The following is a 21905-nucleotide window of genomic DNA, read 5'->3' on the forward strand; positions in this document are numbered from 1 at the left end:
TCCTCACCTCTCGCTCCCTGCGGTCCCGCACCGGACCGACGCCGCGCAAGGAGAACCCGGGATGTCCTACCCTCACCCACCCCACGTCCCACCCCACAACTCCACCCCCGCCTCCCCCTCGTATCCCACGTACCACTCCTCCCCCTCCTCGCCCACCTCCCCCTCCTCGCCCTCGTATCCCACGTACCCCTGGCAGCCCGTCGCGCCGCCGCCGCCCCCGCCACCCCCACGGCTCCCCCGCCACCCCGCACTCGGCCGCCACAGCGACCTGCGCCACCTGCGCAGCGCGTACCGCTGGCAGCGCCGCGTCGCCACCCTCACGGCGCTCGGCTACTTCACGCTCTTCCTGATCCTCTCCGCCTTCGCCCCGTCCCTGATGACGGACACGGTCTCCGGCGGACTCTCCACCGGCCTGCTGCTCGGCCTGTGCCAGGTGCCCGTCACCCTGCTCGCCATAGCGCTGTACGAGTTCACGGCCCGCCGCAGGGTCGACCCGCTGGCCGAACGGCTGCGCAAACTGGCGGAGTTGGAGGCCAACCGATGAGCCCCTCCACCCCACCGGTCAGCCCCGGCCTCACCCTCGCCACCGACTCCGCCCAGGCCATGTCCCTGGTGGCGTTCACCGCCGTCGTCACCCTCACGCTGCTCCTGTGCGTGATGACGGGCCCCGACCGCGACAACCTCGGCGAGTTCTACAGCGGATACGGCGCCCTCTCGCCCATGCGCAACGGCCTGGCCATCGCGGGCGACTACATCTCGGCGGCGACCGTGCTCGGCACCGGCGGAATCATCGCGCTCCTCGGATACGACGGCGTCGTCCTCGCCCTGAGCACGGCACTCTCCCTCATGCTCCTGATGTTCCTGCTCGCCGAACCCCTGCGCAACGCGGGCCAGTTCACCATGGGCGACGTACTGGCACGCCGGATGCCGGGACGCGCCGTACGCATCACGGCCTGCGCGGCGACCCTGGCCGCGCTGATCCCCCTGATGCTGGTGCAGCTTGCGGGCGCGGGCGACCTGCTCTCCTTCATCCTCGGGTTCTCCGGCGAGGGCGTGAAGACGGCATGCGTCGTCGCACTCGGCGCACTCATGATCAGCTACGCGGCGATCGGCGGCATGAAGGGCACCGCCCTCATCCAGATCCTGAAGATCGTGATCCTGCTCGGCTCCGGGGTGGTCATCGCCGCCCTGATCCTGCGCCGCTTCGACTGGGATCTGGGCGCGCTGCTGGCAGCCGCCGAGCAGGGCAGCGGGCTGGGCCCCGCCTTCCTCCAGTCCGGACTCCAATTCGCGGGCGGCCCCCACCCCGGCCTGGACATGGTCAGTTCGGAACTGACGGTGGTCCTCGGCGGCGCGTGCCTCCCCCACGTCACGATGCGCATGTACACGGCCCGCAGCGCGCCCGAGATACGGCGCTCGATGTCCTGGGCGGTGTCGTCGGTGGCGCTCTTCGTCCTCATCATCACCATCGTCGGCTTCGGCGCGACGGCGATGATCGGGCGCGCGGCGATCGCGCAGGCGGACCCGCAGGGCAACACGGCGTATCTGCTGGGCTCCAAGGCGGTGTTCGGCGTGCACGCCTCGACGTTCGAGACCCTCATCTTCACGACGGTCACCACGGCGATCTTCCTGACGCTGCTCGCCTCGGTCGCCGGAATGATCCTCGCCTGCGCCAACTCCCTGGCCCACGACGTCTTCGCACACCTGCGCCTGCGCAAGGAGCTCACCCCGCGCCGCGAGATGACACTGGCCCGCGTCTCGGCGCTCGCCATCGGGGGCCTCGCGATCGTCCTGGCGGTCATGGTCCAGCACCACAACCTGCAACCGCTGGTCACGCTGTCCTTCTGCCTGGGCGCGTCGGCCCTGGCCCCGGCGCTCGTCTACAGCCTCTTCTGGCGCCGCTACACCCGCAGGGGCCTCCTGTGGACCCTGATCGGCGGCACCCTCGGCTCGATCATCCTCATGACGGGCACCAACCTGGTCTCGGGCTCGCCCACTTCGGCGTTCCCGAACCACGACTTCAACTGGTTCCCCTTCACCACCACAGGCATCGCCTCCATCCCCCTCGGATTCCTCCTGGGCTGGCTGGGCACGGTGTCATCGGGCCCGAGGGAGTCGGAGAAACAGCGCGGGAGGTACGAGGCGGTGGAGGGCTGGATCCTGGCGGGGGTGACGAGGAGGTAGATACTGCGGGGCAATCGGGTGGGTGGGCGGGAAAAGAATCCGCCGCGAAGCGGCGGCCTAGGACACCCGCCCGGTAAGCGCAGCGAGACTGCTCCGCACATGCTCCATGTGCGCCCGCACCTCGTCCCACTCCTCCCCGTGCTCCCGCAGCATCCGCTCGGTGTCCCGCGCGATCGCCTCCTCCCGCACACCCGCGGCGGCGACCAGCTCCGCGCCCCGCGCCTCCGCGTCCTCCTGCCCGTGCCGTGCGGACTCCTCGGCCTCCGCGAAGGCCCGCTCGGCCTCGGAAAGGCGGGCCTCCGCGGCGGCCACGAGCGAAGCCTCGTGAGCCTCCGCCTCGGCCTCCCGCAGGGCGATCTCCCGCTCCGCGGCCTCCCGGCGCTCGGCGTGCTCCTTCTCCTGCTCCTCCAGGAGCGCGGCACTGCGCTGCCGCGTCTCCCGCAGTGCGGCAAGGGCCTCCCCCCGCCACTCCTTCACGTCACGGCGGGCCGCGATCCGCGACTCGTCCGCGGCGGCGCGGCAGGCGAGCAGCCGCTGCCGGGCCCGCTCCTCGGCCTCGCCGAGGATCTCATCGGCGTACGCCCGAGCGGCCTCGCGGATCTCCCGCGCCTCCGTCTCGGCCGCCTCCGTCACGCTCCGCACGTCGGCCTGCGCCGACTCCCGTAGGGCCGCGGCCTCCGCCTCGCTCTGGGCGAGGATGCTGCGCGCGCGCTCGCTCAACGTCTCGTACGTCTGCGGGGCGAGCCGCGCGACCACGTCCCGCAGCCGCTCCGCCTCCGCCTCCATCTCCTTGGCGAGGACGGTGAGCCGGGCGGCACGTTCCCACGCGCCGTCGCGGTCCTGGGACAGATCGAGGGCGTACGCGTCCACCTGCTCGGGACGGTAGCCACGTCCCCGCACGACGACGAAGCCGTGCTCCTCCGCCGTAGAACCGCTGCTCATCCTTGAATCCCTCCTCCGACGCACCACGCGCGTATTACGCGATTGGCGCACATCTTGATGGATCAAGCGGAAGTGCTCATAACGCGACACTCCGCACATCTCATCCGCTCAAGGATGCGTTATTTCTTGCCAGAAGTCGGAATCGGGGGTCTGTTTCTTTACGGCGCGGCAGGCACGGCCCTGCCCACCGCGCCAAGCCCGCCGCTTCGCGGCGGGCCAGGAACGCGCAAGGCGCTCGCCCCCCGCAGGGGACGAGCGCCTTGCATGACCAAGCAGCCCGGCAGGGGGGGCGAGCCTCAGAGCAACCCGTCCCACATCTGCTCAAGCAGTACCGACCACCAGCTCTCCGGCGAAGCCAGCGCCGCCGGGTCCAGTGCCGCGAGCTGGCCCTGGAAGTCGACGGTCCAACGGCCCGCCTGCTCCTGGTTCAACCCGTACCGCAGCCGCCACATGCGACCCAGCAGCGCCAGGCAGCGCGCGAACTCAGGCAGGCCCGTGTTCACGAACTGCGGCGGCACCGGCGCCCCGCCGGGACCGGCCTCCACGGGCACGGCGACGATGTTCGCCGTGCCGTACTGGACGCAGATCGCGCGGCCGAAGTCACTGCCCATGACGAGGTACGAACCCGCGTCCGACGCCGCCTGCACCCCACGCTCCTGCGCGGTCTCCGCGAGCGTCGGCACCGGACGGCCCGGCTGGGCCTGCGCCCAGAAGAACGGGCCGAAGTCGACCGGCAGACCGGCCACGACGAGCGTGTGCGCCACGAGGTCGGGCACGCCCTGCCGGGAGACCGCCCGCTGGTCGAAACGGAAGATGCCGGGCCCGAACGCGCCCATCAGCTCCTGCGCCACGCCCTCCGGCGGAATCGGCGGCACGGGCTGCACCTGCGGCAGCGGCGCGCGCACCGGCGCGGGACGCGCGGGACCGTCCGCGACCTGGTGCAACTCGGCCTGGTGCGCGATGAGCTGCTGCATCCCGCCCTGCCGGGACCCGTGGTCCCTGCCGTACGGGGCGATGCTCGTGATCCGCGCCTGCGGCCACGTCTCCCGGATCATGCGGGCGCAGTACGCGCCGGGCAGCTCGCAGGATTCCAGCTCCGTGTGGAGTTCGAGCACCTGCTGCGGAGGCACGTTCATGCCGCGCAGCTCGTGCAGGATCTGCCACTCCGGGTGCGGGGTACCGGGCGCCGAGCGGCGGATGAGCTGCTGCTCGGAGCCGTCCTGCGCGCGGTAGCGGAGCACGGCCTGGTAGCCGGGGCCGACGGTCGGCTGACCGGTGGGCGGCTGCGGATAGCCGTAGGGCTGACCAGGCTGACCAGGCTGACCAGGCTGACCAGGCTGACCAGGAGCAGGCTGCCCCGGCGCGGGCGGCGGCGGCATACCGGGAGCGCCAGGAGGAGGACCTGGCACGCCGGGAGCCTGCGGCGGCATGGGCGCACCCGGACCGCCGACCGCGGGCCCGGCCAGCATGGTCGCGGCATGGTGGACGCCACCACCGGCAGCACCAGGACCCTGCGGGGGCTGCGGCGCACCAGGAGCACCCGGCGGGCCGGGAGGCTGCGGCGCACCCGGAGCACCAGGGGCACCCGGCGGCTTGATCCCACCAGGCCCGCCCAAGCTCGGGTCCGCCAACATCGTCGCCGCATGGTGCACACCGCCCGGAGGCGTACCCGGAGCACCGGGAGCACCGGGCGGACCAGGAGGCTGCGGCGCACCAGGAGCACCCGGAGCGCCAGGAGCACCCGGCGGCTTGATCCCACCAGGCCCGCCCGAGCTCGGGTCCGCCAGCATCGTCGCCGCATGGTGCACCCCACCGGGAGGCGTACCAGGGGCTGCGGGCGGCTGCGGCGCACCCGGAGCCGCGGGCGGCTGAGGTCCGTCGGGGCCGAGCGCGGAGACGAGCTGCGTCGGGACGTAACCGCCCGCCGGGGTGCCCGGAGCACCGGGACCGGACGGCGGCGGCGTACTGCCCGGCTGCACACCGGGAGTCCCCGGAGCGCCGGGAGGCGGCGGTGTACTGGCGCCGCTGCCCCGCGCTCCACGCGGCGGCGCCTGCGCCTTGCTGGTCGCGGCGTCGGCGATGTCCCCGGCACCGGGCGGCACCGCGCCGGGAGCGGCGCCCTGCGGGTAGCCGTACGAGGAGGGGTCCGGAGCGCTCACGCCCGGAGGCGGCGGCATGTTCACCGCGGCACCGGCGGGCGGCGGCAGATTCGGCCCCGGAGCGGCCGGAGGCTGCGCACCGGGGGCGCCGGGAGCCCCGGGGCCCTGCGGATAGCCGTAAGCGGACGCGTCAGGCGCACCGGCGGCCGGAGGCGGCGGCAGGTTCGGGGCGTCGAGCGCGGGGGCGACCGTCGTCGACGGAAGGCCGCTGCCGCCGTGCATCAGCGCGGTCTTGGCCTCCGGCGCCACTCCGGGCGGCGGAGTGTCGTCATCGTCACCGCCGACCAGCGGCGGCGCGAACACCGTCGCGGGCGCCGGCACCGAACGGTCGTCGCCGGACTCCGCGTTGGTGTCCGTACCCGCCCACGGGGTGTCCGCGGCGGGCACAGCCGACGCCCCGGCGGCCGGCCACGGCGTACCGCCACCGGGCGCCTCGGGGGCTGCGGACGCGGCGGGAGCCACGGGGGCCTCGGGAGCCGAAGGCGCGGCAGGTGCCGCAGGCGCGGCCTGCGCAGCCGACGCCGGCGTCCCCGCCGAACTCGCCGAACTCGCCGAACTCGTCGAACTCGCCGACTCCGCCCTGCGATCCGGAATGCCCAGCTTGTCCGCCGCCTCCTGGAGCCACTCCGGCGGGCTCAACAGGAACGACGTCTGATTCAGGTCCACCCGCTCCGGCGCAGCCGGCGCCGCGTCCTCCGGCGCCACATCCGGGACGCCGTACTCCTCCTCGTACCGGCGGATCACCTCGCCGACCGGCAGACCCGGCCAGAGCGTGGCGTCGCCGCTGTCCCGCGCGATGACGAGCCGCTGACGGCCGCCGTCGGACACCGGACCGTTCTCACGGTCCTCCGCCCACACGACGAAACCGAGCTCGAACTCCCGCACCCGCACCTCACGGTGCTGGTACCCGGGCACATCGCCGTTGATCCACTCCTCGGCGCGCTCCTGCGCCTGCGCGAAGGTCACCATCGACAAGTCACTCCCCCACCGGGACGGCGCGCGCGAAGCCACCGTCCACCATCAGGTTCGCCACGGTCTCCAACTCCGGCGGATTACCCGCGAGCCGGGACAAGAACGCGTCGAAGTCGTCACCGCACGGCAGCAGCAACCGCTGCACACGCTCGGCCGGCGCCCAGGCGGCCGCCTCCGACACGTCGCGTGCGTCGTCGTACGCGCAGAACCACACCGAACCGATCCGGTCACCCTTGACCTTCACGGCGAGAATGCCGCCCTGCACGAAGCCAACTCCCAGATAGTCCTTGGTGAGATGGTCGCGCAGGCACTTGTTCACGTACACCAGGTCGTTGACCGCCGCCTCGTCCCGCACCGTGAAGAACGGCTGGTCGATCAGGAGGCCGAGCTCCGCGTCCAGCGCCGTACCGACCGGCGCGCAGCCGCCCGCCGCCTTCAGGAAGGAACGGTAGGCGCCGGGCAGCCGGTACCCCAGCTCCTCCTCGGCACCGAGGACGTCCTGCTCGCTCACCGCCACCGCCGACTTCGGCAGCGCCAGATGCGCGGGACGGGTCTCCTGCAGCGGACGCGTACCCCTCTTGTTCTGGTCCACCGGCGTCGTCGCGAGCCCGCCGTGATGCCGCAGCAGCGCCTTCACCTCCACCGGCACCAGCTCAAGACGCCTGCCGCCCGGCACGTGGTGCCAGGTCCAGCCGTGCGGAGTCGCCACCGGCGGAATCGTGTCCCACAGGTCATGATCCGCCGCGGCCATCGCCGCGTTCGCGGAGACATAGTCCGTCAGGCGCAGCTCGTCGACGCCGAAACCCTCCGGGGGCTCGGCGATCTCGGCGGCCGCACGCGCGTAGGCGGAGAAGTCCGGATAGCCGTGCTCGTCCACGCGCACACCCCTGGGATGGCGCGTGGCCCGGACCGGATCCGGGAAGTGCACGACCTGCCCGGCATAGGCCGCGTTCGGCGGTGCGGCCTGCTGCCCCAGCCGACCTGTCGTCATGGCGGTTGCCCCCTGCGGCACTGTTAATGGTTCTGCGGATGTCGACAGCCTATGCGTAAGGACGACACCGGTCACCGGGCCTCCGGTTCCATGACCAGCAGCCACCGGACCGTCACCGTGCGACGAAAGCCAGGCGTGTCGCGGTGCCCCAGCTTCCGCACCACCCGCCCCATTTGGCAGGCTGTCACCGCAACGCGGGGGCGTGGCACACGCGGTCACAGCCGCGAGTTGCGGGGAGGGAAGCACCACCATGCACACGGCACAGACCGGCACGAGCGGCCACACGACGGCCACGACGGCGCCCACGGCGACCACGACGGCCACCGACAACCCCGGCGACACGGGAGATCCACGCGTCGGCTGGAGCAGCGCCACCGCGCACGCGCCCATGCTGCGCCAGCGCCGCGACGGCATACTCCCCACCGTCGCCGCCGCACTCTCCGTCCGCGGCGCGACCCTCACCTGCACCGCGGGCCGCGGCGAGGAACCTCCCGCCCTGCACCCACTCGTACAGGACTTCCTCGACACCCTCACAAGCGGCCAGCGCGAACGCTTCACCGGCCGGTGCGCCGAAGCCATCCTCATCTCACGCCACCTCACGGCCGCCGACAGCAGCCGCTCCAAACGCGCGGCACGAAAACCGATGACCAACGGCGAGGCCCGCAAAGCCCTCAAGCACGCCAAGCTCACCACCCGCCGCATCCGCGAGGACGGCGACCCCCTCCACGGCGGCTTCGCCCGCCCCTGCCGCTCCTGCACCGCCCTCACAGCGCACTTCGGCGTACGGATCGTGGAACCCGCGACCCCGGAATCCTGATCCCCACCACCGAACCGCTGACCCCGAACCGCAACGAGGGCCACCCATGCACACCGAACAGCACACCGACCACCCCACCACCCCCACAGCCGCATCCCCCCGCTTCCCCGTCCCCGTCGACGCCGCCCTGCGCGCGGCCGGCTGGACCCCCGGACGCTGGGACATAAAGCAGGCCGAGATCTGGGCCGACGTCCTGCGCCGCCACACCTCACCCGCAGGACACCAGCACGCCGTCTTCCCCGCCGCCGTCGAAGCCTGGGCCGAATTCGGCGGACTGCACATCGCACCGCAGGGCCCCGGCCGCCACATAGCCCCCGCCACCGTGCACCTCGACCCCCTCTACGGCCTCCACCTCGCCCGCACCCTCGGCGACCTCGGCCGCGCACTCGACACCCAGGTCTGCCCCATAGGAGAGGAGACCGAGACCCAGGCACTGCTCGCCATCGACGCCGAAGGCCGCGTCTACAGCCTCGACCACAGCGGCGACTGGTACCTCGGCTCCCACATCGACGAGGCCCTCGCCACCCTGGCCTCCGGCACCCAGCCGGAACGCCTCAAGACAGGCTGAACGCGGACTGCCGCCACGAGAACTAGGCCACGGCGGCCGCCGCCGGCAACACCGCCGACACCCGGAAACCACCCGCATCCGTCGGACCCGACACAAAAACACCGCCCAGCGCGACGACCCGCTCCTTCATACCCACCAGACCATTGCCCCCACTCGGCAGCCGGGCATCCCCCGGACCCACCTCCGGCGGCGGCTCGTTCTCCACCTGCATCGCGATCTCCGCACCCCGATGCGCGAGCCGCACAAACGTCTTGGCGCCCGCCGCGTGCTTGTGCACGTTCGTCAACGCCTCCTGAACCACCCGGTACGCCGTCTGCTCGACGTCCGCCGCATACGCACGGGACTCGCCCTCCACGGACAGATCCACCACCATCCCCGCCGCACGGGACTGCCCCACCAACTCGTCCAGCTCCGCCAGACACGGCCCGTCCTCGTCCACCGCACGCGAGGCCGCAGCAGCCGCCGCGAACCCCACGGCCGCCAACGGCACAGCATCCGACACCGACCCGTGCCGACCCCCTACCGCCGGCGTCGGCTCCCCGGTCCGCAGCACACCGAGCATCTCGCGCAACTCCGTCAGAGCCTGCCGACCCATATCCCCCACGAGAGCGGCATTCTTGACCGCCTTCTCAGGATCCTTCCGGGCCACAGCCTGCAACGCGGCAGCATGCACCACCATCAAACTCACCCGATGCGCGACCACGTCATGCATCTCCCGCGCGATCCGGGTCCGCTCCTCGTTACGCGCCCACTCCGCCCGCTCCTCGGCCCGCTCGGCCAGCAGCTGCAACTCACCCTTCAGGCTGTCCGCACGCTCCCGAAGACTCTCCATCAGCCGCCGCCGAGCGCCGATGTACAGCCCGAGCAGGATCGGCGGCGCGGTCAGCCCGACCGACGTGGTGATCGCGATGAACGGTATGAACCCCTCCGCGAACCCCAGCTCCCCGCTCTCCATGTCCTGCCGGGTCCGCACAAGAGTCACGATGAGCGTCCCGAGCAACGACATCGCCGCAAGAGAACCAATGATCCGCCGAGGCAACTCAGAAGCGGCCAGCGTGTAAAGCCCGACGACGGTCAGAAGGACCCCCATCTGAGCCGGCGTGATCGCGATCGAGATCAACACCACGGCGATCGGCCACCGCCGCCGCAACACCAGCGAAGCCCCCGCCAGCACCCCGAACGCGACCCCCACCCCCGTGGGAACCCCCGTGTCCCCCGCGAACGTGATCCCCTCGGCCCCGCACTCCGCCGCCGAGGCCAACGCAAGCCCCACATCCAACACGGCACTACGCCGCCGCTCCCACCACCACGGCCCGCTCACGGCCGCGATGTGCTTCTCCCCCGTCGTGGTCATGCCTTCCAGCCTACGGGCGACAACCCCTCCTTTTCCGGCGAGTTTCCGGCTCAGTGATCGAACGCACGCGCTGTTCGATGCAAAACGAAACGGCCAGAAACCCCTCGAACTGTTGAATCGCTTCTTCTTTCCGACCGGACGTTCGCATTCCGGACGAGCGTTGCCGCATGACAGAGATCACGGGCAAGTACGCCGACTTCGAGGGGTTGCGGGAGCGGGCGGTCGCGTTGCGGCGGGAGGGGTTGAGTCTGCGGCAGATCTCCGAGGAACTCGGGGTCCGCAACAAGGAGACCTTGAGCCGCCTCGTGCAGGGCGAACCTCCCGCCGAGTGGACCAAGCGCCCGAGGGCGAAGGACGACCTGCGGGAGCGGGCGCGCGAGCTGCGCCGCCAAGGCCGGACGTACGACGAGATCCAGGCCGAGCTGGGCTGCTCGAAGAGTTCGGTCTCCCTGTGGGTACGGGATCTGCCGAAGCCGAAGCCTCGCTACACGCCAGAAGAGCAGCAGGCACTCATGCGGGAAGGACTCACGAAGCTCCGGACCGCCCAAGACGAGCAGCGAAAGATCACGAAGCTCGCGGCGATAGCCGAGATCGGCGAGCTGAGCGATCGTGAGCTGTTCGTCCTGGGCGTTGGTCTCTACTGGGCGGAGGGGCAGAAGAGCAAGCCCTACGCCCGCCGCGAGGCGGTCACCTTCATCAACAGCGACCCCGATGTGATCCGCGTCTACCTCGCCTGGCTCGATCTGCTCGGGATCGCCCCGGAACGTTTAAACTATCGCGTCATGATCCACGAGTCCGCCGACGTGGCAACTGCGGAGGCGTACTGGGCCGACCTGGTACGGGTCGATGTCTCGACCTTCCAGCGGACCACGCTGAAGAAGCACAACCCCAAGACCGTCCGGAAGAACACGGGGGATGACTACCGGGGTTGCCTTGTCATCAGAGTCCGGCAAGGTGCCGATTTGTACTGCCGGATCGAGGGGTGGTGGACGGGGATCGTGACTGACGCCGCGACTCAGCTCGGGTAAGGTCTGAGGGGCTGTCCCCCGTGGTGTAACTGGCAGCACACTAGTTTTTGGTACTAGTAGGACAAGGTTCGAATCCTTGCGGGGGAGCCACGGCTCACAAGCCCTGTGTTCGGGTCCTGACCGCAAGGTCAGGACCCGCCCTCATTTCCGCCCCCCATCCCCCCGGTATCCTGCGGATGTCCAATCCCCGCACATCCGAAGCCGAAGGGCATCCCCGTGAGCGCCAACTGCCCGGCAGCCGTCATCGTCCTCGCAGCGGGTGAGGGCACCCGTATGAAGTCGGCCACTCCCAAGGTTCTGCACGAGATCTGCGGACGTTCCCTCATCGGGCACGTCCTCGAGGCCGCGTACGCGCTGAGCCCGGAGCGGCTCGTGACCGTCGTCGGGTTCGCCCGCGAGCAGGTCGTCGGTCATCTCTCCGCCGTCGCCCCGGACGTACGCACCGCCTATCAGAGCGAGCAGAAGGGCACCGGCCACGCCGTCCGTATCGGCCTGGACGAGCTCGGCGGTTCCGTGGACGGGACCGTCATCGTCGTGTGCGGTGACACCCCGCTGCTGACCGGTGCGACTCTGCGGAAGCTGGCCGAGACGCACACCGGTGACGGGAACGCCGTGACCGTGCTGACCGCCGAGGTGCCGGACGCGACCGGTTACGGCCGGATCGTGCGGGACGGTGAGAGCGGCGCGGTGACCGGGATCGTGGAGCACAAGGACGCGACCGAGAAGCAGCGTCTGATCCGTGAGATCAACTCCGGTGTGTTCGCGTTCGACGGGCAGTTGCTCGCGAAGGCGCTGGGCAAGGTGCGTACGGACAACAGTCAGGGTGAGGAGTACCTGACCGATGTCCTGGGGATCCTGCGGGAGGCGGGGCATCGCGTGGGCGCGGCCGTCACCGGTGATCACGAGGAGATCGCGGGGATCAACAACCGTGTGCAACTGGCGCAGGCCCGCCGTACTTTGAACGACCGGCTGCTGACCGAGGCCATGCTGGCGGGTGTGACGGTGGTGGATCCGGCGTCGACGTGGATCGACGCGACGGTGACGTACGAGCAGGACGCGCTCGTGCACCCCGGCACGCAGCTCCACGGCGCCACGCATCTGGGCGAGGGTTCGGAGGTGGGGCCCAACACGCGTCTGACGAACACCAGGGTTGGTGCGGGTGCGCGGGTGGACAACACGGTGGCGTACGACTCGGAGGTCGGGGAGCAGGCGAGTGTCGGTCCGTACGCGTATCTGCGGCCGGGTACCCGGCTCGGTGTGAAGTCGAAGGCCGGCACGTTCGTGGAGATGAAGAACTCGAACATCGGTGAGGGTACGAAGGTGCCGCATCTGTCGTACGTGGGTGATGCGACGATCGGTGATTTCACCAACATCGGTGCTGCGAGCGTGTTTGTGAATTACGACGGTGAGGCGAAGCACCACACGACGGTGGGGTCGCACTGCAAGACCGGTTCGGACAACATGTTTGTGGCTCCTGTCACTGTTGGGGACGGTGCTTATACGGCGGCGGGTTCGGTCATCACGAAGGATGTTCCGGCGGGTTCGCTGGCTGTGGCCCGTGGCCAGCAGCGGAATATCGAGGGTTGGGTGGCGCGTAAGCGTCCGGGGAGCGCGGCGGCGAGGGCGGCGGAGGCGTCGTCCGGGGAGTCCAGGAATTCGGCAAGCGGAAGCTGACCGGAAACAGGTGCGTCGGACACGGCGTACCGTGATAGATGCACACCATTTCGGCCGCTCAGCGCATCGGACTGTGTTTTTTCCGAGGCGTGCGAGGACGGCAGCGGGAAGAACTCGTCTGAGGAGACTAGTGCTGTGACCGGGATCAAGACGACCGGCGAGAAGAAGTTGATGCTCTTCTCCGGCCGCGCCCACCCCGAGTTGGCCGAGGAGGTCGCACACAAGCTGGGTGTCGGCATCGTGCCGACGAAGGCTTTCGATTTCGCCAACGGTGAGATCTATGTGCGGTATCAGGAGTCGGCTCGTGGTGCGGACTGCTTCTTGATCCAGAGCCACACGGCTCCGATCAACAAGTGGATCATGGAGCAGTTGATCATGATCGACGCGCTGAAGCGCGCGTCGGCCCGCTCCATCACCGTGATCGTGCCGTTCTACGGGTACGCGCGTCAGGACAAGAAGCACCGCGGCCGTGAGCCGATCTCGGCCCGTCTGGTGGCGGACCTGATGAAGACGGCGGGCGCGGACCGCATCCTCACGGTCGACCTGCACACGGACCAGATCCAGGGCTTCTTCGACGGCCCGGTCGACCACCTCTTCGCGCTGCCGGTCCTCGCGGACTACGTGGGTGCGAAGGTCGACCGTTCGAAGCTGACCGTGGTCTCTCCCGACGCCGGCCGGGTGCGTGTCGCCGACCGCTGGTGCGACCGTCTGGGCGCGCCGCTGGCGATCGTGCACAAGCGCCGCGACAAGGACGTCGCCAATCAGGTCACCGTGCACGAGGTCGTCGGTGACGTGAAGGGCCGCGTCTGTGTGCTGGTCGACGACATGATCGACACGGGTGGCACGATCTGCGCCGCCGCCGACGCGTTGTTCGCGCACGGTGCGGAGGACGTCATCGTGACGGCGACGCACGGTGTGCTCTCCGGTCCGGCCGCGGACCGTCTGAAGAACTCCAAGGTGAGCGAGTTCGTGTTCACGGACACGCTGCCCGACCCGGGCGACCTGGAGCTCGACAAGATCACGGTGCTCTCGATCGCGCCGACCATCGCGAACGCGGTGCGTGAGGTCTTCGAGGACGGTTCGGTGACGAGCCTCTTCGACGAGCAGGCGTAGTCGCCGCGGGCTTACTGAAGATCGATTTCTGGGGCGGCCTCCCCGCCGGGTAGACTCACGGAGTTGCTCGGCGAGGGAGGCCGTACTCATTGGAGTGCGGCGGTCCGTTATCGACGCGCTCTTCGTAGCAGGCCAGTAAGTCGTGGCCGGGTGACCGATTCTGTTCCGTCACCGCTTTGTACGAGGAGTGCACATGTCCGAGGTGAAGATCTCCGCCGAGGTCCGCAGCGAGTTCGGCAAGGGCGCCGCCCGCCGTCTGCGTCGCGCCGACAAGCTGCCCGCCGTTGTCTACGGCCACGGTGCCGAGCCGATGCACATCACGCTGCCGCACCACGGCACGCTGATGGCGCTCAAGACCCCGAACGTCCTGATCAACCTGGACATCGACGGCAAGAGCCAGCTGGTCATCCCGAAGGCCGTCCAGCGTGACGCCGTGCGCATCGGCATCCTCGAGCACGTCGACCTGCTCCTGGTCCGCAAGGGCGAGAAGGTCAACGTCGACATCTACGTGCACACCGAGGGTGAGCTCGCCCCGGGCGGCAACCTGCTCGAGCACGTGCTGAACGCGCTGCCCGTCGAGGCCGAGGCCACGCACATCCCGGAGTCGGTCACCGTCTCCATCGCCGGTCTCGAGGCCGGTGCGACCGTTCTCGCCAAGGACATCACGCTGCCCAAGGGCACGACCCTGGCCGTCGACGAGGACACCGTCGTCCTGCAGGTCCTGGCCGCGCAGGCCGAGGAGGCCGCTGCCGAGACCGAGGGTGAGGGTGAAGCCGCCGAGGCCTGAGCCTCGACAGCGTTCGCCTGAGCTCGACCGGTTCATCCGGGTTCGACCTGCCAACCGCCGCTCCGCGCTCCTGCGCGGGGCGGCGGTTGGGCTATGAAGGAGACATGCAGATGACGACGGACCCCGGCGCGCCCTGGCTGATCGTGGGTCTGGGCAATCCAGGCCCTGGGTACGCCATGAACCGGCACAACGTGGGCTTCATGGTGGCCGATCTGCTCGCGGAGCGGATCGGTGGCTCGTTCAAGCGCAGCGGGCGTGCGCAGGCGCAGGTGTTGGAGGGCCGGATCGGTCCGGCGGGGCCGGGCAGTCGCCGTGTCGTCCTGGCGAAGCCGATGTCGTACATGAACGTGTCGGGTGGTCCGGTGACGGCGCTGCGCGACTTCTACAAGGTCCCGACGGCGAACATCGTCGCGGTCCACGACGAGCTGGACATCGATTACGGGACGCTGCGGCTGAAGCTGGGTGGTGGCGACAACGGTCACAACGGTCTGAAGTCGATGACGAAGTCGATGGGGTCCGACTATCACCGGGTACGGTTCGGGATCGGGCGTCCGCCGGGGCGGATGCAGGTGGCGGACTTCGTCCTGAAGGACTTCGGGTCGGCGGAGCGCAAGGAGCTGGGGTACTTCGTGGACCGCGCGGCGGACGCGGCGGAGACTCTGGTGATCGAGGGGTTGGAGCGGGCGCAGAGCTCGTACAACTCCTGAGCGGTTCCTGTGTGGTGGCCCGGGGCGGTTGACTGAGCGCATGCCCATGGCCAAGGATCGCCGCCATGAACGCGCTGCTTCTCCTCCGCCGGGCGGCGATGGGCGCGCTCGCCGTGCTGCTGCTCGTCGCGGGTTTCTGGGCGTCCTGGGGCACTGCGCAACACGTGATGCTCACCGACGACCGTGAGCGGGGCACGATGCGGGTGACGCGGTGCTCCTCCGACGACTGCTTCGGGTCGTACGTCTCCTCGACCGCCGGTTTCCCGTCCCGCGAGAAGGTCGTGATCGACCGCTCGATCGCGGAGGAGAAGGGGTCGAGGATCCCGGTGGCCGTGAAGCCCGGCTCCGACGAGGTCGTCCGCACGGGTGGCCCCGGGTTCCTCCACGCGTGGCTGCCGCTGGGCGGCGCGCTGCTGCTTGCCTCGGTGGTGGTGGCGGGGGGCCTGCGCCTGCCCCGCACGGCGTGGGGGCTGGCCCTGGCGGGCGGCGCGCTCCTGACGGCGTCTTTCGTGACGCTGGCGTTCTGACCTGCGGGTGGGCGCTCCGGGTCCCGGAGCGCCCACCCGAGAGGGTCAGCCTGTGTTGCGCAGGCCCGCTGCCACACCGTTGACGGTGAGCAGCAGCGCGCGGCCGAGGAGCGGATCCGGGTCCTCGCCCGCCGCGGCCGCGTCCCGCTGGCGCTTCAGGAGGGCGACCTGGAGGTACGAGATCGGGTCCAGGTAGGCGTCACGGATGCCGAAGGTCTGCTGGAGCTCCGGCTGGGAGCCGAGCAGTTCTTCTCCGCCGGTGATCCGCAGGACTTCCTGGACCGTCAGCGCATGCTCGGCCTCGATCACGTCGAAGACGTGCTTCAGCTCGTCGGGGACCAGCGTGTCGACGTAGTGGCGGGCGATCCGCAGGTCCGTCTTCGCGAGCGTCATCTCGACGTTCGAGAGGAAGTTACGGAAGAAGTGCCAGTGCTCGTGCATCTCGCCGAGCACAGTGTCCAGTCCGGCTTCCCGCAGCGCCTTGAGGCCCGAGCCGACCCCGAACCAGCCCGGCACGATCTGCCGCGACTGGGTCCAGCCGAAGACCCACGGGATGGCGCGCAGTCCGTCGAGCGAGACGCCCGAGCCGGGGCGGCGTGAGGGCCGCGAGCCCAGGTGGAGCTCGGCGAGCTGGTCCACCGGCGTCGACGCGAGGAAGTAGTTCGGCAGGTCCGGGTCCTCGACGAGCTTGCGGTAGGCGGTGTGGGCCGCGTCGCTCACCACGTCCATCGCCGCGTCCCAGCGGGCGAGCGCCTCGTCCGACTGGCGGGGGGCGGTGTGCAGGGCGGATGCCTGCAGCGTCGCCGCCACCGTCAGTTCGAGGTTCTCCCTGGCCAGGGACGGCACCAGGTACTTGTCGGAGATGACCTCGCCCTGCTCGGTCACCTTGATCTCGCCCTCCAGCGTGCCCCACGGCTGCGCGAGGATCGCGTCGTGCGAGGGGCCGCCGCCACGGCCGACGGTGCCGCCGCGGCCGTGGAAGAGGCGCAGGCGCACCCCGTACCGGTGCGCGACGTCACGGAGCCTGCGCTGGGCGCGGTGGATCTCCCACTGGGAGGTGGTGATGCCGCCGAACTTGGAGGAGTCGGAGTAGCCGAGCATGACCTCCTGGACGTCGCCCCGCAGCGCGACGAGCCTGCGGTAGGAGGGGTCGGCGAGCATCTCGTCGAGGATGACGTCGGCGGCGCGCAGCTCGTCCGTCGTCTCCAGGAGCGGCACGATGCCGATCTTCGCCCAGCCGGCGTGCAGATCGATGAGCCCGGCCTCGCGGGCGAGGACGGCCGCCGCGAAGACGTCGTCCGCGCCCTGGCACATCGAGATGATGTACGACTCGATGACCTCGGGCCCGAAGACCTGCAGGGCCTTCTTCACGGTGAGGAAGACCCCGAGGGTCTTCTCACCGGCGGCGTCCAGCGGAGCCGGGGAGGGGCCGAGCGGCCTGCGGGAGCGCAGCTCCTTGGCGAGCAGCTTCTGCCGGTACTCGCGCGGCATGTCCACGTAACGCCAGGACTCCTCGCCCAGGCGGTCGAAGAGCTGGCCGAGCGCGTGGTGGTGGGCGTCGGCGTGCTCCCGTACGTCCATGGTGGCGAGCTGCAGGCCGAACGCGGCGAGCGTACGGATCGTGCGGTTCATGCGGCCGTCGGCGAACAGGGCGCCCTTGTGCGCGCGCAGCGACGTCTGGACGAGGGTGAGGTCGTGCAGGAGTTCGCCGGTGCCGAGGTAGTCGCGGCCGTCCACGTGGGCCGTGCCGCGGGCCAGGCGCTCCTTGGTGTTCTCCAGCTTCTGCCGGATGCAGGTGGCCTTGAGGCGGTAGGGCTCCTCGGAGTTCAGCCGCTTGTAGCGGGGGCTGATCTCGGGCAGCCGCTCCAGGTCGAGCTGGAGGGAGGCCTTCAGTTCCTCGGTGGCTCCGGTGTAGCGGATGGAGTTGGAGAGGAAGCCGCGCAGCTCGTCGACCAGGGCGAGGGCGTCGTTGATGCCGTGCTCGTGCTGGAGGATCAGGACGTCCCAGGTGACGGCGGGCGTCACGTTCGGGTTGCCGTCGCGGTCACCGCCGATCCAGGTGCCGAAGGTGAGCGGCCTGGTGCCTTCGGGCAGCTGGACGCCGACGCGCTCCAGCTCGGCGGTGAGGTCCTCCAGTACGTCCCCGACGGCGCCGGCGTGCAGCTCGTCCAGGTAGTAGATGGCGTTGCGGGCCTCGTCCGCGGGTTCCGGACGGACGACGCGCAGCTCGTCGGTCTGCCACACCAGGTCGATGCTCTCGGCCAGGCGGGTGTCGTGGCGGCGCCGGTCGGACTCGATGACCGGGGTCTCCAGGAGCTCGGCGATGCGGCGCAGCTTGTTGAGGACGGAGCGGCGGGCGGCCTCGGTGGGGTGCGCGGTGAAGACGGGGCGCACGTTCAGGTGCTCCACGGTCTGGCGCAGGTGCTCGGGGTCGGCGTCCTTGAGCCGGTCGGCGGTGCGGGACAGGAGCCCGCCCTCCGCGGCTCGGCGGGCGCGCAGCTCGCGTCCGCGGTGGACCTGCTCGGTCACGTTCGCCAGGTGGAAGTACGTGGAGAAGGCGCGGACCAGCTTGGCCGCGGTCTCCAGTTCGGTGCCACCGAGCAGGCGCGCGGCGGCCTCGCCGTCCTCACGGGTCAGGCGGCGGACCTTCTCGACCAGTTCGAGGAGCTCTGAGCCCTCCTGACGTACGAGGGTCTCGCCCAGCAGGTCGCCGAGTCGGCGGATGTCGGCGCGCAGCTCGGTGCTGGCTGTGGTGGTCTGGTCGTCGGCACTGCTCACAGGTGCGGCTCCTTGCAGATTCAGAAGGTGCGGCGCGTAGCGCTTCCCTGGAAGGGTGGTGGTGGGAGACGGGAGGGCGCACGTCAGGTCTGGGAGGGGGCCCCGGTCGGATATGAATCCGTGTTCCGGGGGAACTAGAGAGAGCGGACCGCGCTGTCCGACCGTTCCAAGGATAGGTGTCACATTGCGGCACGGACTCGCGGCCTCTCGCCGCCGGGTTCCGCGCTGCCATACTTACGTCGCCGTAGGTTACGGGACCGTAGACAGCGCGGGTCCCGTGATCGTGTGCCCGCCGCACGCGCGCCGTGACCCTCAACCCTCGACCCCACAGGGGACGTGCCCATGACCACATCTTCCGATGCGTATTCCGACACCGATGTGATCGAAGACGCTTCACTCTCCTCCGCCCCCTCCGCGACGCTGGGCGGTGAGCAGAAGCGGTCGGTGGAGCAGATCGCGCTGCTGCTCTTCATCACCGTCCCGTTCCTCGCCCTGGTCGCGGCGGTGCCGCTGGCCTGGGGCTGGGGCGTGAGCTGGCTGGATCTCGGCCTGCTGGTGTTCATGTACTACCTGGGCTGCCACGGCATCACCATCGGCTTCCACCGTTACTTCACGCATGGCTCCTTCAAGGCGAAGCGTCCGCTGCGGATCGCGCTGGCCGTGGCGGGGTCGATGGCGGTGGAGGGCCCGCTGGTGCGCTGGGTGGCGGACCACCGCAAGCACCACAAGTTCTCCGACGCGGACGGCGACCCGCACTCCCCGTGGCGCTTCGGCGAGACGCTCCCGGCCCTGATGAAGGGCCTGTGGTGGGCGCACATCGGCTGGATGTTCGACGAGGAGCAGACGTCGCAGGAGAAGTACGCCCCGGACCTGATCAAGGACCCGGCGCTGCGCAGGATCTCCCGCCAGTTCCTCCTCTGGACGATCGTTTCCCTTGCGATCCCGCCGCTGGTCGGCGGCCTGGTGACGATGTCGTGGTGGGGCGCCTTCACGGCGTTCTTCTGGGGGTCGCTGGTCCGGGTCGCGCTGCTGCACCACGTGACGTGGTCGATCAACTCGATCTGCCACGCGGTGGGCAAGCGTCCCTTCAAGTCGCGTGACCGTTCGGGCAACGTGTGGTGGCTCGCGGTCCTGTCCTGCGGCGAGTCCTGGCACAACCTCCACCACGCCGATCCGACGTCGGCGCGGCACGGTGTGCTGAAGGGCCAGGTCGACTCGTCGGCCCGGATCATCCGCTGGTGCGAGCAGCTGGGGTGGGCGACGGATGTGCGCTGGCCCTCGGAGTCCCGTATCGACTCCCGCCGGAAGCAGAAGGCCGTCGGCCCGGCATGATTGACGACGTGGCGACCGACTCCAGCAATTCCAGCCCTGCCAGCAAAGAGAAGCAGCCCCGGCGTACGCGCCGGACCCGGATGACGGGTGCCGAGCGCCGGGAGCAGTTGCTGGACATCGGCCGCACGCTCTTCGCCGCCAAGGGCTTCGAGGGCACGTCGGTGGAGGAGATCGCGGCGAAGGCCGGGGTCTCCAAGCCTGTCGTGTACGAGCACTTCGGCGGCAAGGAGGGTCTTTACGCGGTGGTGGTGGACCGCGAGATGCGGGCGCTCCTTGACGGTGTGACGGGGGCGTTGACGGCGGGCCATCCGCGCGAGCTCCTGGAGCAGGCGGCGTTCGCCCTCCTGGATTACATCGAGACGTACACGGACGGCTTCCGCATCCTGGTCCGTGACTCGCCGGTGGCGCAGTCGACGGGCACGTTCGCCTCGCTCATCTCGGACATCGCGACGCAGGTGGAGGACATCCTGGGCCAGGAGTTCAAAACCCGCGGCTTCGACCAGAAATTGGCCCCCCTCTACGCGCAGGCGCTGGTCGGCATGGTCGCGCTGACGGGCCAGTGGTGGCTGGACGTGCGCAAGCCGAAGAAGGCGGAGGTGGCGGCGCACCTGGTGAACCTCGCCTGGCACGGCCTGGACGGCCTGGAACCGAAGCCGCGCCTGATAGGCCACCGCAAGAGTTAGTCCCCCTTCAGGGCTTCGGGTGCTCCGGTTCAAGGAACTCCAGCCGGTTGCCCACCGGGTCGTCGGCGTAGAAGCGGCGGTGGCCCGGCAGGGTGTCGTCCCAGGTGATGGGGGTGCCCCGGGACGTGAGGCGTTTGGCGTACGCGGTGATGTCCCGTACCCGCAGCCCTGGGTGCGCCTTTCGGGCCGGGCGGAAGTCGGGCTCGATGCCGAGGTGGAGCTGTACGGCCCCGGCCAGGAACCAGCAGCCGCCCCGCGCGGCCAGCGCGGGTGGCTTGGGGGTCTCCGTCATGCCGAGTACGTCGACGTAGAAGGACCGCAGCTCGGGCTCGCTGCCCGGCGGCGCGGCCAGCTGGACGTGGTCGATGCCGGTCAGCATGGCGGCTCAGCCCTTCCGCCGGGCCACGGCGAACACCCTGCGGAAGGGGAAGACCGTGCCGCCCGGCCCCGCCGGGTAGGCCTTGCGAAGCAGCTCCCCGTACTCCGCGAGGAACGCCTCCCTCGCCTCCGCGTCGCCCGCGAGGGCGGTCAGCACTGGCCGCAGGCCCGTCCCCTTCACCCAGTCAAGGACCGGTTCCTCCCCCTCCAGGAGGTGCAGGTAGGTCGTCTCCCACGCGTCCACTTCGCACCCCAGCGGAACGAGCCGCTCCAGGTAGGCCGTCGGCGGGAGCACCGCGTCCGCGTGGCGCAGGCGCCCGCCGAGCCGCTCCCGCCACCGCTCGGACTCGCTCAGCTCGCGCATCAGGACGTGGCTCGGGGCGTCGAAGTTGCCGGGGACCTGGAAGGCGAACGTGCCGCCGGGGGTCAGCGCCGCGATCCAGGCGGGGAAGGAGTCGGGGTGGCCCGGCACCCACTGGAGGGTCGCGTTGGAGAAGATCAGGTCGTACGTCCCCTCGGGCGGCGCCCAGTCATCGGCGTCCGCCGCGGCGAAGTCGAGGCGACCGCCACCGGCCGTGGGGCCCGCGAGGCGCTCCGCCTGCTCCAGCATCTGAGGAGAGTTGTCGTAGCCGGTGATGTGCGCGGTGGGCCAGCGTTCGGCCAGGAGCCGGGTGACGTTGCCGGGCCCGCAGCCCAGGTCCGCGACACGCGGCGGACGCCCGCCGGTGGCGGGGAGTCCGGGAACGCGGGCCAGCAGGTCCACGAAGGGGCGGGCCCGGTGCCCGGAGTGGCGCAGGTACTGGCCCGGGTCCCAGGTGGGGGCAGGGCTGCCGCTGGGGGCGGGGCTGCTGGGGGCGGCGGTCATGGGTGGGGCCTCCTCGGGTCGCGGCGCCTGCCTCGGACCGGCGCGC

The 21905-nt window shown here is 70.4% G+C and carries 19 protein-coding genes and 1 tRNA gene; 13 read left to right on the forward strand and 7 right to left on the reverse strand.

What is annotated here, in order from left to right:
* The first annotated feature begins 61 nt into the window (after positions 1-61).
* A complete protein-coding gene (locus ABXJ52_RS15240) occupies positions 62-544 on the forward strand; it encodes a DUF485 domain-containing protein (protein WP_367042713.1) in 483 nt (160 codons plus the stop codon).
* The gene (locus ABXJ52_RS15245) at positions 541-2184 is read left to right on the forward strand and encodes a cation acetate symporter (RefSeq protein WP_367042715.1); all 1644 of its coding nucleotides are present in this window, start codon (positions 541-543) and stop codon (positions 2182-2184) included. Before ABXJ52_RS15240 ends, ABXJ52_RS15245 begins: the two co-directional genes overlap by 4 nt.
* A gap of 57 nt (positions 2185-2241) precedes the next feature.
* Here ABXJ52_RS15245 and ABXJ52_RS15250 read toward each other — a convergent pair whose 3' ends face one another.
* From ABXJ52_RS15250 to ABXJ52_RS15260, 3 genes are all read right to left on the reverse strand, one after another.
* Positions 2242-3126 (reverse strand): cellulose-binding protein, encoded by an 885-nt coding sequence (locus ABXJ52_RS15250; protein ID WP_367042717.1) that lies wholly within the window; start codon positions 3124-3126, stop codon positions 2242-2244.
* Between the two features lie 296 nt (positions 3127-3422).
* A complete protein-coding gene (locus ABXJ52_RS15255; RefSeq protein WP_367042719.1) occupies positions 3423-6254 on the reverse strand; it encodes an SUKH-4 family immunity protein in 2832 nt (943 codons plus the stop codon).
* A 7-nt stretch (positions 6255-6261) separates the two neighbouring features.
* Entirely contained in the window at positions 6262-7248 is a 987-nt protein-coding gene (locus tag ABXJ52_RS15260) for an SMI1/KNR4 family protein (RefSeq protein WP_367042721.1), read from the reverse strand.
* A gap of 250 nt (positions 7249-7498) precedes the next feature.
* On the opposite strand from ABXJ52_RS15260, the gene ABXJ52_RS15265 reads away from it, so the two are divergent.
* The gene (locus ABXJ52_RS15265; RefSeq protein WP_367042723.1) at positions 7499-8065 is read left to right on the forward strand and encodes a YwqJ-related putative deaminase; all 567 of its coding nucleotides are present in this window, start codon (positions 7499-7501) and stop codon (positions 8063-8065) included.
* A 46-nt stretch (positions 8066-8111) separates the two neighbouring features.
* On the forward strand, positions 8112-8633 hold the full coding sequence (locus ABXJ52_RS15270; RefSeq protein WP_367042725.1) for an SUKH-3 domain-containing protein: 522 nt from the start codon (positions 8112-8114) through the stop codon (positions 8631-8633).
* A gap of 22 nt (positions 8634-8655) precedes the next feature.
* Here ABXJ52_RS15270 and ABXJ52_RS15275 read toward each other — a convergent pair whose 3' ends face one another.
* Positions 8656-9987, reverse strand: a complete 1332-nt coding sequence (locus ABXJ52_RS15275) for a histidine kinase (RefSeq protein WP_367042727.1) — start codon at positions 9985-9987, stop codon at positions 8656-8658.
* A 167-nt stretch (positions 9988-10154) separates the two neighbouring features.
* On the opposite strand from ABXJ52_RS15275, the gene ABXJ52_RS15280 reads away from it, so the two are divergent.
* The 7 genes from ABXJ52_RS15280 to ABXJ52_RS15310 all read left to right on the forward strand — a co-directional run bounded on the left by ABXJ52_RS15280 (position 10155) and on the right by ABXJ52_RS15310 (position 15823).
* Entirely contained in the window at positions 10155-11015 is an 861-nt protein-coding gene (locus ABXJ52_RS15280) for a hypothetical protein (protein WP_367042729.1), read from the forward strand.
* 14 nt (positions 11016-11029) lie between these two features.
* Positions 11030-11105, forward strand: a tRNA-Gln gene (locus tag ABXJ52_RS15285).
* A gap of 126 nt (positions 11106-11231) precedes the next feature.
* Positions 11232-12689 carry a bifunctional UDP-N-acetylglucosamine diphosphorylase/glucosamine-1-phosphate N-acetyltransferase GlmU gene (gene glmU, locus ABXJ52_RS15290; protein WP_367042731.1) on the forward strand — a complete coding sequence of 486 codons (1458 nt, stop codon included), beginning with the start codon at positions 11232-11234 and terminating at the stop codon, positions 12687-12689.
* 135 nt (positions 12690-12824) lie between these two features.
* Positions 12825-13802, forward strand: a complete 978-nt coding sequence (locus ABXJ52_RS15295; RefSeq protein ID WP_266866016.1) for a ribose-phosphate diphosphokinase — start codon at positions 12825-12827, stop codon at positions 13800-13802.
* Between the two features lie 193 nt (positions 13803-13995).
* Positions 13996-14589, forward strand: coding sequence for a 50S ribosomal protein L25/general stress protein Ctc (locus ABXJ52_RS15300; RefSeq protein ID WP_367042733.1), 594 nt, complete (start codon positions 13996-13998; stop codon positions 14587-14589).
* A 104-nt stretch (positions 14590-14693) separates the two neighbouring features.
* On the forward strand, positions 14694-15296 hold the full coding sequence (gene pth / locus ABXJ52_RS15305) for an aminoacyl-tRNA hydrolase (RefSeq protein ID WP_367042735.1): 603 nt from the start codon (positions 14694-14696) through the stop codon (positions 15294-15296).
* A 65-nt stretch (positions 15297-15361) separates the two neighbouring features.
* A complete protein-coding gene (locus tag ABXJ52_RS15310) occupies positions 15362-15823 on the forward strand; it encodes a hypothetical protein (RefSeq protein WP_367042737.1) in 462 nt (153 codons plus the stop codon).
* A 45-nt stretch (positions 15824-15868) separates the two neighbouring features.
* On the opposite strand, the gene ppc is transcribed toward ABXJ52_RS15310, so the two are convergent.
* Positions 15869-18601: a phosphoenolpyruvate carboxylase gene (gene ppc / locus ABXJ52_RS15315; RefSeq protein WP_367042739.1), complete on the reverse strand. Its 2733-nt coding sequence runs from the start codon at positions 18599-18601 to the stop codon at positions 15869-15871.
* 342 nt (positions 18602-18943) lie between these two features.
* On the opposite strand from ppc, the gene ABXJ52_RS15320 reads away from it, so the two are divergent.
* On the forward strand, positions 18944-19933 hold the full coding sequence (locus ABXJ52_RS15320) for a fatty acid desaturase (RefSeq protein WP_367042741.1): 990 nt from the start codon (positions 18944-18946) through the stop codon (positions 19931-19933).
* The gene (locus tag ABXJ52_RS15325) at positions 19930-20616 is read left to right on the forward strand and encodes a TetR/AcrR family transcriptional regulator (protein ID WP_367042743.1); all 687 of its coding nucleotides are present in this window, start codon (positions 19930-19932) and stop codon (positions 20614-20616) included. Before ABXJ52_RS15320 ends, ABXJ52_RS15325 begins: the two co-directional genes overlap by 4 nt.
* Before the next feature lie 7 nt (positions 20617-20623).
* On the opposite strand, the gene ABXJ52_RS15330 is transcribed toward ABXJ52_RS15325, so the two are convergent.
* Entirely contained in the window at positions 20624-20995 is a 372-nt protein-coding gene (locus ABXJ52_RS15330; RefSeq protein WP_367042745.1) for a VOC family protein, read from the reverse strand.
* Between the two features lie 6 nt (positions 20996-21001).
* The gene (locus ABXJ52_RS15335) at positions 21002-21859 is read right to left on the reverse strand and encodes a trans-aconitate 2-methyltransferase (protein ID WP_367042747.1); all 858 of its coding nucleotides are present in this window, start codon (positions 21857-21859) and stop codon (positions 21002-21004) included.
* Positions 21860-21905: the final 46 nt, after the last annotated feature.

The sequence above is a fragment of the Streptomyces sp. Je 1-332 genome (genome assembly GCF_040730185.1).
Lineage (GTDB): Bacteria > Actinomycetota > Actinomycetes > Streptomycetales > Streptomycetaceae > Streptomyces.